Genomic DNA, 14,388 nt, shown 5'->3' on the forward strand with positions numbered 1-14,388 from the left:
CGTGCCCACCGCAGCCGCAGCCGCCGCCGGGCTCACCCCGGCGTTGCGTGCGGCCGGAGCCGTCACCGGCCCTGACCGCACCCAGATATTTCTGTGCGCGTTCGGCGGCCTGCTGCGCCCCGCACTCCGCTCCGACGTCTGCTGGGCGGGCCGGCTCGCCCTGTACGGCAGCCAGGACGATCTGGAACGGTACGACCGCGTATTCGCCGCCCGGGTGCGAGGGGCGGCGGCCGATGCGTGAGATCCTCCCGGCGCTCAGCCGCTGGTACACGGCCGGGGAGCCGTTCGGGCTCGCAACCGTCGTCGCGGTCAGCCGCAGCGCACCGCGCGGCCCCGGCGCGGCGATGGCCGTGGGCCCGGACGACGAGGTCGTGGGCAGCGTCTCCGGCGGCTGTGTCGAGGGCGCGGTGTTCGAACTGGCCAAGGAGGTCGTGGAAACGGGCCGGGCCCGGCTCCAGACCTTCGGTTACAGCGACGAGGACGCCTTCGCCGTCGGCCTCACCTGCGGGGGCGAGATCACACTCCTCGTACGCCCGGTGACGGCGGTGTACGACACCTCCTTCGGCGAGGTCGCCGCATCGGTCGCCGGACACCGCCCGGTGGTGGTCGCCACCGTGACCGACGGCCCCGCCCCGCGCGGCGCCGCCCTCGCAGTCTGGCCGGACACCGTCTCCGGTTCCCTGGGCGCGAGCGGCCTCGATGCCGCCGTCACCGCCGACGCACGAGGAGAACTCGCCCAAGGAGCAACCGGCTTGCGGCACTACGGCCCCAACGGCGAACGGCGCGAGGACGACGTCACCGTATTCCTCCAGTCGTTCGCCCCGCCGCCCCGGATGCTGGTCTTCGGCGCGATCGACTTCGCTGCGGCGGTGGCAAGGATCGGTGCGTTCCTCGGCTACCGCGTCACCGTCTGCGACGCCCGCCCCGCCTTCGCCGACCCCCGACGCTTCCCGGACGGTGCGGAGGTGGTCGTCGACTGGCCGCACCGGTATCTGCGCGACACGGAGATCGATGGGCGGACCGTGATGTGCGTACTCACCCACGACCCGAAGTTCGACGTCCCTCTGCTGGAGGTGGCCTTGCGTACCCCGGCCGCGTACATCGGGGTGATGGGCAGCCGCCGGACCCACGAGGACCGCCTGGCCCGGCTGCGTGAGACCGGTCTCGGCGAAGCGGAACTGGCGCGACTGCGCTCTCCCATCGGCCTCGACCTCGGCGCGCGTACCCCCGAGGAGGTGGCCGTGTCGATCGCGGCGGAGATCGTCGCACTGCGCTGGGGCGGCACCGGTAGCCCGCTCGCGGACACGGCCGGGGCGATCCACCGGCCGCGGCTCGAGTCCATCTGACCGAGGGATCCGTATCAGGAGCAGACCGTGCCGTGCAGCTGCAGAACTCATTCACCGTGCCCGTCCCGGTCGACGAGGCCCGGCGGGCGCTCCTCGACATCGATGCGACTCGCACTGCATGCCGGGCGCGACCGTGGAGGAGCCGCAGCCGCAGTCGTTGCCGCTGCGCCGGAGCGTGCCAGGTGCCGCGGGGCAGGCGGGACTTTCGAAACACGCCCTGGATGCGCCGGGGCAGCTTGCTCGGGCGCGGGAAGCGCAGCGGCTTCGCCTCCAGCACCTGACGGGGCCGCGGCTCCATGGGAGCCGGCCCGACGCCCACCGCACCGGATACGCGGTACGACGACGGGCGGGAGGGCCCCTCTTCGGCCTCTGCCCGCCCGTACCGCCCACCGGGGGAGCGGCGGTGGTGACTGCCCTCAGCCGGTCCCGCCGAAGTGCCGCTCCACGATCGCCGCGGTGTCGGTGCCGCGCGGCAGGATGCCGTACTGGTGGCCACGGGCCTCGCCGATCCGGGCGGCGACGAACGCCTCGGCCGAAGCCGCGGGAGCGTGACGCAGCATCAGCGAGGACTGGAGGGCCAGCGCCATGCCCTCGACCGTCGCCCGGGCGCGGGTCTGTGCGGCGAACGGGTCGCGCAGGTCCTCGGCCAGGTCCTGGCGTACCCGACGGATGTGCGCGTCCAGTACGGAACTGGCACCGGCCGTGGTCTCCAGTTCGGCCCAGTACGCGTCCAGCGACTGCGGGGTCCTGGCGATGCCCCGCAGGACATCAAGGGCGATGACGTTTCCGGAGCCCTCCCACACCGCCATCACCGGCTGCTCGCGGTAGCGCCGGGCCAGCGGCCAGTCCTCGGTGTAGCCGTTGCCGCCCAGGCACTCCAGCGCCTCGTAGGCGTGGTGCGGGCCGCGCTTGCAGATCCAGTACTTGGACACCGCGGTGGCCAGTCGCCGGAACATCGCCTCGGACTCGCCGCTGTCGCTCTCGTACGCATGGGCCAGGCGCAGTGAGGTCCAGGTCGCTGCCTCCGTCTCCAGCGCCAGATCGGCGAGGACCGCTGTCATGGCCGGCTGGTCGACCAGCCGGGCACCGAACGCGCTGCGGTGCTGCGCGTGCCAGATCGCCTCGGACACCGACTGGCGCATACCCGCGGTGGTACCGAGCACGCAGTCGAGCCGGGTGTGGTTGACCATCTCGATGATGGTGGGGACACCGCGGCCGGGCTCGCCGACCCGTACGGCCCAGGTGCCGTCGAACTCCACCTCGGAGGAGGCGTTCGACTTGTTGCCCAGCTTGTTCTTCAGCCGCTGGACACGGACGGTGTTACGGGTGCCGTCGGCCAGTACCCGCGGTACCAGGAAGCAGGTGAGCCCGGCCTCGGCCTGGGCCAGGACGAGGAAGGCGTCCGACTGCGGGGCCGAGAAGAACCACTTGTGGCCGGTCAGCAGATGGACCCGCCCCTCGGGGTCGGAGGCCAGCGGGACGGCTCGCGTGGTGTTGGCGCGGACGTCGGAGCCGCCCTGCTTCTCCGTCATCCCCATGCCGAACGTCAGCCCGGACTTGCTGCCCGGAGCGATCAGCCGGGGGTCGTACGAGCGGCTGAGCAGGCCCGGCAGCCAGTCCCGTCCCACGTCCGGATCGCGCTGGAGGACCGGGACCACGGCATGTGACATGGACATCGGGCAGGCATGGCCGGGCTCGATCTGGGCGAACAGCATGAACGACGCCGCCCGCGCGACCGCCGCTCCGGGCTTCGGGTCGGCCCAGCCCGCGGTGTGCGTGCCATGACGCACCGCCGCGCCGATGACCTCGTGGTAAGCGGGGTGGAAGTCGATCTCGTCGACGCGGTTGCCGTAACGGTCATGGGTGCGCAGGACGGGCGGGAAGGCGTGGGCGAGCTCCGCACTGGTCTGGAACCGCTCGGAGCCGACCAGGGTTCCGATGTCGTGCAGCTCCGGCTCGTGCCAGGCAGCGCCGAAGGTACGGACGGCCTGGGTGAGCGGCAGATTGGTGCCGTACTCGTCGAGGCCGGTCCGGGGCGGCACCTGGTTGGTGACCTCGTGGGTGGGGTGCGGCGCGGGGGCCCCGGGCCGAAGTCCGGTCCGGTGCGGTGTGACGATCATCGCGGGTTCCTGTTCCGGTCGATGGGCGGGGGAGCGGGTGCGGGTGGTGTGCGGCTCTCGGTCAGGTGCCGTCGGCTCCTACCGCTCTCAGACACAGCGTGGTGATGCCCTCCACGACCGGTCCCGGGTCGGTCCGCTCGCCGACCGGCGACAGCGGGCCGAGCAGCGCCTCGCCGACTGCCCCGATCACGGCGGCGGCCGACAGTTGTGCGTTCTGCGGGGGTAGATCACCTGCGGCGATACCTGCGGCGATGGCCGACTCGGCGAGGGCGTGATAGCCGCGCCGGTAGGTCAGTCGCTCCTGCTCGACGAGCGGATCGACCGGTTCGGCCAGCAATGCCCAGGCCGTACGGGGGGTGCGCAGCGCACGGTACGAGAAGACCTCGACCAGGGCGCGCAGCTGCTCGACGGCCCCGCTCCGCGCCCGCACGGCCTCCTGCACCGCGCTGAGCTCATGACCTGCGACATGGCGGAAGACCGCGGCGAGCAGCTCCTGCTTGGAGGAGAAGTGGTTGTAGACGCTTCCGGTGGCGACGCCGGCCCGGTCGGCGAGCGCGGAGATGCTGGCCGCCGCGTATCCGCCCTCGGCCAGCAGGTGCCGTGCGGCGTCCAGCAGCCGTTCACGGTGAGCGATCCGGGTCGCCTCCGTGCGGGCGGTGGGTCGATAGGCCATGATGCTCTGAACCTCGATTCATATCTTCCATTGCCACTCAACCACCGTTGTTCGCCCGGTGCAACGGTTCGCGGCAGAACTGTCTTTCTCCTTTTCGTGGGTAAGGGAACGGGGTTCAGGCTGTGCGCGCGGAGGCTGTTACGGATTTCGCGGGCCGCTCGCGTGGGGTGCGCGTGGGTGTGAGCCGGGTGCTTGGTGCCACCGCGGAGTGCATGGGTGCGGTGTCGCGCGGATGGGTGCAGCCGACAGGGGTTGACAGGTACTGCAGGCGCGCGCCGGCCGCGCCGGCCTGGAGCACCGACTGATAGCCGGTGGGTGCACCGTTGCGGTACCCGTGGTTGGTGACCCGGGCGTCCAGCCGCAGCTGGACCGGGTTCAGTGAGCGCGGGGTGCGCGGCAGCCGGGGGCCGGGGGGCGGGGCTCGCGATCCATCACGCGCCGCCCCGCGGGGTGGGCGGATGCGCGGCGGGCGGGCCGGGTTCGTCGACCGGGCGGACGATCTGCGTCAGCTCCGCGTCCGCCGCGTCGGCCGGGTCCGGCTGCCGCTCCCCGGCCGTCGGCCCGGGAGCGACGACCTGCGTCGCATCCGCTTCGACCGGCTCCGCCGGTGCGTTCGCCGGGGCGCTGCTCGGTCGGCCCGGTCCGGCCGAGGCCGTGCAGGTGCTCAGCCGCGTCCCGTCGCAGTACACCCAGCGCTCGTGTTCGGCGTCGTACAGCCATACCGCCTGGCCGTCCACGACCATGCCCACCCGCAGCCCCTGCGTACGGCGGCGGAACGTCTCCCCGTCGATACGCTCATCGGCCAGTTCCTCCGCGGCGCGTCGGTACTGGGCCAGGGACTCCTGGATCCGGGCCAGCAGCGGGCGCGGGTCCGCCGTGCGCGCGAGGGGCTGCCCGGCCAGTGGCGGCCCGTGCGGTACGGAGACGAGCAGGCGGCCGTCGACCCAGGCCGACCAGCCGTTGGCGCACAGGATCTGCCCCCAGTCGCCGCGCCGGTCGATGAGCTGGACCGGGAGCAGCGGGTCGAGCGGATCCGTGGGGCGGGACACGTCCGGCGCCTCCCATGCGGGCAGACCGCCTCGGGGGACGACATGGGTCGGGCGGAACTCCGGAGTCACCATGGGCGTCTGCCTCCGCTGCTTCCGCATGACGGCGGGTTCATGCCGGCGCGACAGCCGGGCGACCGCGAATCCGGCAGCCGGTCGCACACCTCCGTGCTGAGCACACTGTGGGTGACGACGATGACCGTTCGCCCCTCGTCGGCGAGGCCGCGCAGCACATGTGTGGCGGAGCGGTCCATGCCCGGGTCGAGCCCGGACGTCGGCTCGTGGAGAAAGAGCAGCGACGGTTGCGTCAGCAGTTCCGGCGCGACACTCACCCGCTTGCGCTGGCCTCCCGACAGGCTGTGGATCGGCTGATCGGCGCGCTGTTCGAGGCCCAGCTCGCGTATGACTTCGGGCGCGGTCGGCGCAACAGGCCGTTCTCCCATGCCCAAATTCTAGCGATGCGTGCCGTTATATGCCCGAAATGTCGGGCTGAACGGATCCCGCTCAGCCGGTCCGCAGACCGCTGTTGCTGCCGCTGCCCACGCCGGCCCAACAGCCGGGGAGGCCGGTCCCACGGGCACGGGCAGGGACACGGTGATAATCACGCCCCCGACCTAGCTGGTCGGTGACCACCACAACCACTCCGTCCACAGCCATGACGCCGAGTACACCTTCTCCCAACTTGCCTCGGCAGGACAGGATTTCGTTCTCGATTGGATGGTCTTCATTGAGCAAAGCAGCATCGGCCACGCCGAGCTCGGCGCGGCTCAGGAACACCGGGAGATCATCGAGGCGCGCCGGGAACAAGCGAGGTCGATCTCCTCACCCGCTTCGAGGAAGCCTTCGACGGCAAGCTGCGCGGTGCACCGCCGGTGCCCAGCCGCACCCCGACGGCCGGTCTTCGTGGACATCGTGCGCTGAGCCCGCCGAATGACCACAGCCGCCCCGGACCTGTCTCGTCGGACCGGCCCGGGGCGGCTGTGGCCGTGCTCAGGCGTCCAGCGCCGCGGAGACCACGGCCTTGGCCTCCTCCTGCACCCGGCCGAGATGGCCGGTGCCCAGGAACGACTCGGCGTAGATCTTGTAGACGTCCTCGGTGCCCGAGGGGCGGGCGGCGAACCAGGCGTTCTCGGTGGTCACCTTGATGCCGCCGATCGGTGCGCCGTTGCCGGGTGCCTCTGTGAGCACGGCCGTGACCGGTTCTCCGGCCAGGGTGTCGGCCGTGACCTGCTCGGGGGAGAGGCGCCCGAGAACCGCCTTCTGCTCGCGGTCGGCAGGAGCGTCGATCCGGGCGTATGCCGGTTCGCCGAACCGGGCGGTGAGCGCGGTGTAGTGCTCCGACGGGGACTCGCCCGTCACCGCGAGGATCTCGGCGGCGAGCAGCGCCAGGACGATGCCGTCCTTGTCGGTCGTCCACACCGCTCCGTCACGGCGCAGGAACGAGGCCCCGGCGGACTCCTCGCCGCCGAACCCGAGCGATCCGTCGACCAGTCCGTCCACGAACCACTTGAAGCCGACCGGTACCTCGACCAGTTCACGGCCGAGATCGGCGGCGACCCGGTCGATCATTCCCGAGGAGACCAGCGTCTTGCCGATGCCTGCGGCGGCCGGCCACTGCTCGCGGTGGGCGTACAGGTAGTTGATGGCGACGGCGAGATAGTGATTCGGGTTCATCAGCCCGGCGTCGGGGGTGACGATGCCGTGCCGGTCGGCGTCGGCGTCGTTCCCGGTCGCGATCCGGTAGCGGTCGCGCTGCCCGATCAGCGAGGCCATCGCGTACGGCGAGGAGCAGTCCATCCGGATCTTCCCGTCCCAGTCCAGCGTCATGAACCGCCAGGTGGGGTCGGTCAGGGGATTGACCACGGTCAGATCGAGCCGGTGCTGCTCGGCGATACGGCCCCAGTACGCGACCGACGCGCCGCCCAGCGGGTCGGCACCGATCCGTACCCCGGCCGAGCGGATCGCGTCCAGGTCGAGCACGGACGGCAGGTCCGCCACATAGCTGCCGAGGAAGTCGTACGTCCCGGTGGTCGACGCCGCCCGTGCGCGGGCGTAGGGCAGCCGACGCACGTCCTTCATACCGGCCGCGATGATCTCGTTGGCCCGCTCCTGAATCCAGCCGGTGGCCTCGGATCCGGCCGGGCCGCCGTTCGGCGGGTTGTACTTGAACCCGCCGTCACCGGGCGGGTTGTGGGACGGAGTGACCACCACCCCGTCGGCGAGGTTGGACGTCCGGTCCCGGTTGTGGGTGAGGATGGCGTGCGACACCGCCGGGGTCGGGGTGTAGCCGTCGGCCGGATCGATGAGCACGGTCACGTCGTTGGCGGCGAACACCTCTATGGCGGTGGCCCGGGCCGGTTCCGACAGCGCATGGGTGTCGGCGCCGAGGAAGAGCGGCCCGCTCGTGCCCTGCTGTGCCCGGTACTCGCTGATGGCCTGGCTGGTGGCGGCGATGTGGTCCTCGTTGAACGCGGTGGCCGTGGACGATCCGCGATGACCGGAGGTACCGAACGCGACCCGCTGGTCAGGCTCAGCCGGATCCGGATGCAGTGTGTAATACGCGGTCACCAGCCGGGCCACGTCCGTAAGATCCTCCGGCCGGGCCGGCTGTCCAGCTCGTTCGTGCGGCATCTGCCCACTCCTCCGTATCGGTCGGTCGTTGTGATCTTCCCCTCCGCCATCTTCGCGGGTGGTCGTCATCGGCCCGCGACTGCCCCGCCGTGGACCCGGCCGGCGCGGTGGGGAGGGCCGGCCCGAACGAACAGCGCCAATTCAGTGGAGGCGCCGACGGGCCCTGGCATAGGTTCGTCCACGAGGAAGAGCAGCCCACCGCGGAGTGCGACATGTGGCGGTTCCGACCGGAGGGGAAGAGACGAGATGGCACCGAACGAGTACGCAGCGGCTGACCGCATCCTGCTGCGAGAGGCCGCCGCCGAGGACGCGGAGCGGCTCACCCGGCTCTTCCTCGACTCCCGCGCCGCGGCCATGCCGTACCTGCCGAAGGTGCACAGCGACGAGGACACGCTCGCCTGGATGACTCATGTCGTCCTGCCCACAACGACGGTGTGGATCGCCGGGACCGGGACCGGGGAGGTGCTGGGGTTCGTCTCCCTCGACGGAACCGAGCTGGAACACCTGTATCTGCGACCCGATGTACGGCGCCGGGGCATCGGGTCGCTGCTCCTGGCCAAGGCGCGCGAGATCGCCCCCGACGAGCTCACCCTGTACGTCTTCCAGCGCAACACCGACGCCAGGGCCTTCTACGAGCGGTACGGATTCACCGCGGTCGGGTTCGACGACGGCAGCCGCAACGAGGAGAAGGAGCCGGACGTCGCATACAGGTGGACCGCGAACGGCTGATGGTGTCCGCCGTCCGGTACGAAGGCGCTGGAACATCTGCGTCACGGCTCAATCCGTGCGGTGGGTCCCCGGCAGGATCGCGGGGGGACGAGGGCTGCGGCACAGTGGGCATATGGACGATCTGAATGCCCTCGCCGACGAGCATCTGGCAGCGGCCCGCGCCTCCGCACACGGCCGCAGCGCCCACCGCCTGCTGCATGAGGAAGCCCTGCGCCAGACCGTCATCGCCCTCACCGCGGGCTCGGCCCTCGACGAACACAACGCACCCGCCGCGGCCTCACTCCAGGTGCTCCGCGGCAGGGTCCGCCTCACGGCGGCCTCGGGTGATGTGGAGCTGAGCGCCGGAGGACTCCACCCGATCCCGCAGGAACGGCACGGGCTGCTCGCGCTGGAGGACGCCGTGGTGCTGCTGACGGCCGTCAACGACTGACGGCGACAGCCCCGCGACGTGCGGCGGAGGCCATCCTGAGGCGCTCCAGGACCCACAGCACGAGGCTTCCGGCGGCCAGCGAACCGCCCAGCACGCAGATGCCGCTCCAGCCCGCCCGCGACCAGACCACCGAAGCGAGTGCGGCTCCGGCCGCCCCGCCCGTGAAGAAGAGCGTCATGAATCCGGAGTTGATCCGGTTGCGGGCCTCCGGGCGGAGTGCGTAGATCACGTTCTGACTGCTGTTGAGCCCCGCCTGCTGGGCGATGTTCAGCGAGACCACCCCGACCGCCAGCCAGAGCAGCGAGGTCTCGCCGGCCAGCAGCGGCAGCCAGGAGAGGGTGAGGAGCGCGGCCGCCGTCCCCGACACCGCCTGCACCCGGCCGCGGTCGCTCAACCGGGCCGCGAAGTTCATGCCCACCACACCGATGACGCCCACCAGACCGAAAAGTCCGATGGCGGCCGCGCTCCAGCCGAAGGGCGGACTGGTCAGCAGAAAAGTCAACGCGGTCAGCTGCACGCTGTACGAGGCCATGGAGAACGCGCCGATGGCTGCCCGCCAGCGCAGCAGGGGCTCCTGCCGCAGCAGGGACAGCGTGGAGCGCAGAAGCCCGGTGTACGACATGGGCGCCGCTTCGTGCGACCGGGGCAGCCGGGGGAGCCGGTTGTGCAGAAGTATCGCCATGACGGCCATGAGCAGCGCGTTCACCCAGTACGCGGTCCGCCAGCCGCCGAGCTCGGACAGTGCGCCGGAGGCCAGCCGTCCGAACAGCCCGCCGAGTAGAACACCGGACATGACGACACCGACGATCCTGCCCCGTTCGGCCGGAGCCGCGAGGGTCGCCGCGAACGGCACCACGACCTGTGCCCCGACGGAGGTCAGCGCGGTGAGCAGGGTCCCGACGATCAGCAGCGGGCCGGTCGGGGCCGCGGCTGTCACCAGGAGAAAGAAGGCGGTGAGCGCGAACAGGCTCACGGCGAGCCGCCGTCGTTCCATGACGTCCCCGAGGGGAACGAGCAGGATCAGGCCCAGCGCGTACCCGGCCTGGGCAGCGGTCACGATCAGCCCCGCCGCGGTGACACCTATGTGCAGATCCTGCTCGATGACGTCCAGCAGCGGCTGCGCGAAATAGTTTCCGGCGGCCGACAGCCCGGCAGCGAGGGCCATCAGCAGGACCAGGCCGCGCCCGAGCGCGGGCGAATCGGGGAGGGTGTGCGGGACAGCCCGGTGTCGGGTCCCGTGTGTGGAATGAGCCATGCCTCTCAGCGTCGGGGATCCACCATCCATGAGTCCAACACATGTTTTTCATTCCATCGATCGTGGTTCACGATGGATGGATGGAACTTCAGCAGATGCGGTACGTCGTCGCGGTGGCGGAACTGGGGAACTTCACACGCGCCGCGAAGAGGTGCCTGGTCGTCCAGTCCGCGTTGAGCCATCAGATCGCCCGGCTGGAGAAGGAGCTGGGGGCCCGGCTCTTCGACCGCACCAGCCGTCAGGTGCGACTCACCGCAGCGGGCGAAGCGTTCCTGCCGGAGGCCAGGCAGGCGCTGGACGCGGCGGAGCGGGCCCGTGCCGAGGTCGCCGCCACGGCGGGGGAGGTGCGCGGCCGCCTGGCGGTCGGTGCCATTCCGACCGTTGCCGCGGTCGACATCCCGGCCGCGCTGCGGGCGTTTCACCTCCGCTACCCGAAGGTGCACATCGTCCTGCGGGACGGGGCGAGCAAGGACCTGGTCCAGGACGTGCGGGACGGCACGCTCGACGTGGCGTTCCTGGGCGTGCTGCCGAGCTACCGGCCGAAGGGTGTGAGCGATCACGAACTCGCCACGGGCGAACTGGTCGCCGTCGTCGCCCCCACCCACCCACTGGCCGGGGAGACGCAAGTGGGTCTGGAACGGCTGGCGAAGGAGATGTTCGTCGATCACCCCGACGGCACCGCGGCCCGGGCGCAGTCGGAGGAGGCGTTCGCGGCGATGGGGCTCACCCGCGAGGTGGCGTTCGAGGTCAGCGGCGCCGACTTCATCGTCCGGCTGGTCCGCAGCGGGCTCGGCGTCGCCATGCTGCCGGCCGCCTTCGCGGCGGAACTGACCGGCGTACATGTGCTGTCCGTCCGCGATGCACCCGCCCGCACGGAGCGGCTGGTCTGGAGCCGATTTCGCCCCACGCCCGCTGCTGCGGCTTTCCTGACCGGACTCGGTGTCGACGCCGGCTGACGGCCTCGTTCAGTCCTCGGGCCGGGCCCGACGGCAACGCCACAGGAGTCCTGCTCGGCCTTGTTCTCCGCGCGGTCGGCGGTGGCGTGGTACGCCGCCGCGTCGTCGACGGGCTCGCCCTTCTCGGCCTGGGCCCGCAGGTGGTGGGCCGTCAGCAGCCGGGTCGGCCGTCCTCGTCGGCAGCGCTCCGTACCGGCCGGCGGACGACGATCCCGGATCGATCAGCCATGGCATCAGCATCACATGCGCGCCCTCAGCTGAAGCGCTCGCCGAGCGCGGAAGCGAGCCGGCGCGGAGGTCCTCGACCGGACCGGGATCCGGACCGGGCGTGTTCGCCCCGGCCGTGCGCGGGCGGGCGGATCGAGGCGCTCGTCGACGGCCGGCCGGTCATCGATGTGACCGATACCCGCTGTGGACGCGGCAGGATCGGGCTCAATGTGTTCGGAGGCCGCACCGCCTACCAGGACACCTTCGTCACCGCACTCCAGGAGACCCCACCCATATGCTTGACAGAATCGACCTGCTGGTCATCGGTGAATGCGTCGCCGACATCGTCCGGCTGCCGGGTTCGGCCGACCAGGTCCACCCGGGAGGCAGCCCGGCCAACGTCGCGTACGGTCTGGCCCGGCTAGGGCACGGCGCCGCCCTGTTCACCCAGCTCGGCCCGGACGACCACGGGCGGCTGATCAGGGACCACCTGTCCGGCGCCGGGGTCGAGGTCCGCACGGACGGTGCCACGTCCCCCACCCCGTCCGCCGCCGTGACCCTGGACGGCAGCGGCCGGGCCGCGTACATCTTCGAGATCACCTGGACAGTCGAGCCGGTCTTCCTGGACCGGCCGCCCCGCCATGTCCACACCGGCTCCATCGCGACGGTGATGGAACCTGGTGCGACCACCGTCCTCGCCGCCGTCGAGTCGCTGCGGACGTCCGCGACCGTCAGTTACGACCCCAATGTGCGGCCCGAGTTGATGGGGGACCACGACGCAGCCGTTCGGAAGGTGGAGCGCTGTGTCGCGCTCAGTGATGTGGCCAAGGCCAGCGACGAGGACCTGGAGTGGCTGTATCCGGACCAGGAGCCCGGGGAGGTCGCCGAGCGGTGGCTCGCCACCGGCCCGGCCGTCGTCCTCGTCACCCGGGGAGGCGACGGTGCCCTGGCCGTCCTGCCCGACGGGCAGGTGACGGTCGACGCGCTGCCCACTGCCGTCGTCGACACGGTGGGGGCGGGCGATGCCTTCATGTCGGGCACCCTGCACGCCCTCGCCTCGCACGGGCTGCTCGGCGCGGACGGCCGCGAACGGCTGCGCTCGCTGGACCGGGCCACCGTGACCGATGTCCTGCGTCACGCCGCGGCCTCCGCAGCCGTGACCGTCGCACGAGCCGGTGCCAACCCGCCGGACGGGCCGGAGTTGAAGGCGGCACTCGCCCGGGGCTGAACACGACGGTGCCGCCAACCCCTCGCGGGAACGGTGGCACCGTCGTGTCGTCGGCGCGGCGTCAACTGACCGGGACGGCGCGTCCTTCCGCGCTCGGCGAGCGCCAGGGCCTTCAGCAGCCGGCGAGCGCTCGGCCTGTGTCACCAGCCCTGCGCCGCGTGCGTCCCACCGGACCGCACGCGGAATCCGCTGAGCAACCGGATGGTGAAGTCCTGACTCACCGATGGCGTCACCGGAGTCCCTCCGTATGCTGGGCAATGACGCCGGGAGATGGTAGGAAGCGTCCACTACCCGTTCATTGCCCGGGCGCCGCCAGGTGCGTGCTGCCGTCGTCGTCGAGGAACTCGATGACGGCGAGGCCGAACAGCGCGCACAGCGCGATCCACACGGTGACCAGACCCGTCGGCCGGTCCCACACCACCAGGACCGCCGCGGCCACCACGACCACCGTCCAGTTCAGCCAGTGCCTGGCGCGGTGCACCCACCCGCCGACCGGGCCGCCGGTGACACCGGCCGCGTCCCGTACGGCACCGATGCCGCCGCTCCACATCGCCTGGACGTGGGCCGCGGCGCGGCCGTCACCGGTGAGCCATGCGGCGAGGGCCACCACGATGCCGAGCGTGACGACCAGTCGGACCAGGGTGCGCACGTGGCCTGCCAGGGCGTCGAAGACGGAACCGGCCGCCGGCTGCGACACCCCGGGCGGAAGACTGTCGAGATAGAACGCGCGGCCCACCCACACGGCCAGCCCGAGCACCGCGGCACCCGCCGCGACCGAGAGCGCCGTCATGACCAGTGCGCGACGGCGACGCACCGCGAGAAGCACTCCGCCCGCGGCCGACACCAGCGTGACCAACGGCAGCCAGAAGCCGATGATCTGGAGGGCGCGGAGCCACTTCTGGGTCTTGCCGACCGAGGCGGAAGTCAGCACCGTGAAGTCGGTGTGGAGCTCCGGGATCTTCGCGGCGATCGTCACCCCCCGGTCGACGAGGCGTTGCTTGACCCGGTCGATGACCGGTGCGAGGTCGATGGTGACGGTGTCGTCGGTGAGCTCGACCGCCCCGCCGCCGCTCCCGGTCAGTGCCTTCATCGCTGCGGACTGGGCGGTCCGGTTGAGGTCGGTCCAGATCGTCTCGAAGGCGTCGCTGGTGACGAACTTCTCCACGGTCCCGTGCACGAAGTCCGTAACTCCCGTGGTGAGGAGGGCGCTCAGCGGTGAGAGCGCCTCGTCGACGACCGGCCGGTCCGCAGGGGCGACGTCGGCCAGCAGCGCCTTCATATCGAGGTGTTTCATGACGGCGTCGGTGACGCGATGGGTCACCGCGGACTGCACATCGGGATCGGATGCGAGCGGCGCCATCATCGCCACATAGTTGTCGGTGTCGCCGATCTCGTTCTTCGCCCAGGTGGACACGATGCTCAGCGGCGTGAGGACGACCGCGACGAGGATGAGCAGCGCGGCGAAGAACGAACGGGCCCGCGGCCGGTGCCGAGCCGGGGCATGGGCCTCCAGCACCGCCACCCTGGCGCGCAGCGCCTCCAGTTCCGCGCCCGCTTCCGGGGGCTTCGACCGGTTACCGTCCGCTTCCATGTCCCCAGGGGATGCCCTGCCGGTGCGCACAGCGCGGCGGACTGCTGCGGACGGGTGAACGCGGTCACCGGACGCGCGGCGCGGGTCGGTCCACCCGGCCCATCGGTGACCCGTTCGGCTCAGGGACCGCATCCTTGCCGGGGCTACTGCCGTTCGACAACCGGTAGGCGTGATCG

The 14,388-nt window shown here is 71.3% G+C and carries 12 protein-coding genes and 3 pseudogenes; 7 read left to right on the plus strand and 8 right to left on the minus strand.

Features of this window, described 5'->3' with window-relative positions; all coding sequences use genetic code 11:
- The first annotated feature begins 1 nt into the window (after window position 1).
- A complete protein-coding gene (locus ACZ3IC_RS23525; protein WP_467418840.1) occupies window positions 2-241 on the plus strand; it encodes a hypothetical protein in 240 nt (79 codons plus the stop codon).
- Window positions 234-1,346 carry an XdhC family protein gene (locus ACZ3IC_RS23530; protein ID WP_467418842.1) on the plus strand — a complete coding sequence of 371 codons (1,113 nt, stop codon included), beginning with the start codon at window positions 234-236 and terminating at the stop codon, window positions 1,344-1,346. Before ACZ3IC_RS23525 ends, ACZ3IC_RS23530 begins: the two co-directional genes overlap by 8 nt.
- 416 nt (window positions 1,347-1,762) lie before the next feature.
- On the opposite strand, the gene ACZ3IC_RS23535 is transcribed toward ACZ3IC_RS23530, so the two are convergent.
- From ACZ3IC_RS23535 to ACZ3IC_RS23555, 5 genes and pseudogenes are all read right to left on the minus strand, one after another.
- The gene (locus tag ACZ3IC_RS23535) at window positions 1,763-3,466 is read right to left on the minus strand and encodes an acyl-CoA dehydrogenase family protein (RefSeq protein WP_467418845.1); all 1,704 of its coding nucleotides are present in this window, start codon (window positions 3,464-3,466) and stop codon (window positions 1,763-1,765) included.
- Between the two features lie 61 nt (window positions 3,467-3,527).
- Window positions 3,528-4,139, minus strand: coding sequence for a TetR/AcrR family transcriptional regulator (locus ACZ3IC_RS23540; protein WP_467418847.1), 612 nt, complete (start codon window positions 4,137-4,139; stop codon window positions 3,528-3,530).
- Window positions 4,140-4,416: 277 nt separating this feature from the next.
- Window positions 4,417-4,530: pseudogene (locus ACZ3IC_RS23545) on the minus strand (DUF6777 domain-containing protein); the annotation flags it as partial.
- 40 nt (window positions 4,531-4,570) lie between these two features.
- Window positions 4,571-5,260, minus strand: coding sequence for an SH3 domain-containing protein (locus ACZ3IC_RS23550; protein WP_467418849.1), 690 nt, complete (start codon window positions 5,258-5,260; stop codon window positions 4,571-4,573).
- A 29-nt stretch (window positions 5,261-5,289) separates the two neighbouring features.
- Window positions 5,290-5,595 (minus strand): annotated as a pseudogene (locus ACZ3IC_RS23555) (ATP-binding cassette domain-containing protein); the annotation flags it as partial.
- Between the two features lie 208 nt (window positions 5,596-5,803).
- On the opposite strand from ACZ3IC_RS23555, the pseudogene ACZ3IC_RS23560 reads away from it, so the two are divergent.
- A pseudogene (locus tag ACZ3IC_RS23560) lies at window positions 5,804-6,048 on the plus strand (histidinol-phosphatase); the annotation flags it as partial.
- 127 nt (window positions 6,049-6,175) lie between these two features.
- On the opposite strand, the gene pgm reads toward ACZ3IC_RS23560, so the two are convergent.
- Entirely contained in the window at window positions 6,176-7,816 is a 1,641-nt protein-coding gene (pgm, locus tag ACZ3IC_RS23565) for a phosphoglucomutase (alpha-D-glucose-1,6-bisphosphate-dependent) (protein ID WP_467418851.1), read from the minus strand.
- A 246-nt stretch (window positions 7,817-8,062) separates the two neighbouring features.
- Here pgm and ACZ3IC_RS23570 point away from each other — a divergent pair, with 246 nt between their 5' ends.
- Both ACZ3IC_RS23570 and ACZ3IC_RS23575 read left to right on the plus strand, forming a co-directional pair.
- The gene (locus tag ACZ3IC_RS23570; RefSeq protein ID WP_467418854.1) at window positions 8,063-8,545 is read left to right on the plus strand and encodes a GNAT family N-acetyltransferase; all 483 of its coding nucleotides are present in this window, start codon (window positions 8,063-8,065) and stop codon (window positions 8,543-8,545) included.
- 112 nt (window positions 8,546-8,657) lie between these two features.
- On the plus strand, window positions 8,658-8,975 hold the full coding sequence (locus ACZ3IC_RS23575) for a cupin domain-containing protein (protein WP_467418856.1): 318 nt from the start codon (window positions 8,658-8,660) through the stop codon (window positions 8,973-8,975).
- On the opposite strand, the gene ACZ3IC_RS23580 is transcribed toward ACZ3IC_RS23575, so the two are convergent.
- Window positions 8,965-10,230 carry an MFS transporter gene (locus ACZ3IC_RS23580; protein ID WP_467418859.1) on the minus strand — a complete coding sequence of 422 codons (1,266 nt, stop codon included), beginning with the start codon at window positions 10,228-10,230 and terminating at the stop codon, window positions 8,965-8,967. The genes ACZ3IC_RS23575 and ACZ3IC_RS23580 overlap by 11 nt on opposite strands.
- 80 nt (window positions 10,231-10,310) lie before the next feature.
- Between ACZ3IC_RS23580 and ACZ3IC_RS23585 the strand changes: the two genes are divergently transcribed.
- Window positions 10,311-11,186, plus strand: coding sequence for a LysR family transcriptional regulator (locus tag ACZ3IC_RS23585; RefSeq protein WP_467418862.1), 876 nt, complete (start codon window positions 10,311-10,313; stop codon window positions 11,184-11,186).
- Between the two features lie 502 nt (window positions 11,187-11,688).
- Window positions 11,689-12,621: a carbohydrate kinase family protein gene (locus ACZ3IC_RS23590; protein ID WP_467418864.1), complete on the plus strand. Its 933-nt coding sequence runs from the start codon at window positions 11,689-11,691 to the stop codon at window positions 12,619-12,621.
- Between the two features lie 295 nt (window positions 12,622-12,916).
- Here ACZ3IC_RS23590 and ACZ3IC_RS23595 read toward each other — a convergent pair whose 3' ends face one another.
- The gene (locus tag ACZ3IC_RS23595) at window positions 12,917-14,212 is read right to left on the minus strand and encodes a hypothetical protein (protein WP_467418866.1); all 1,296 of its coding nucleotides are present in this window, start codon (window positions 14,210-14,212) and stop codon (window positions 12,917-12,919) included.
- Window positions 14,213-14,388 lie beyond the last annotated feature (176 nt).

The organism is Streptomyces sp. NPDC002958 (assembly GCF_055563255.1).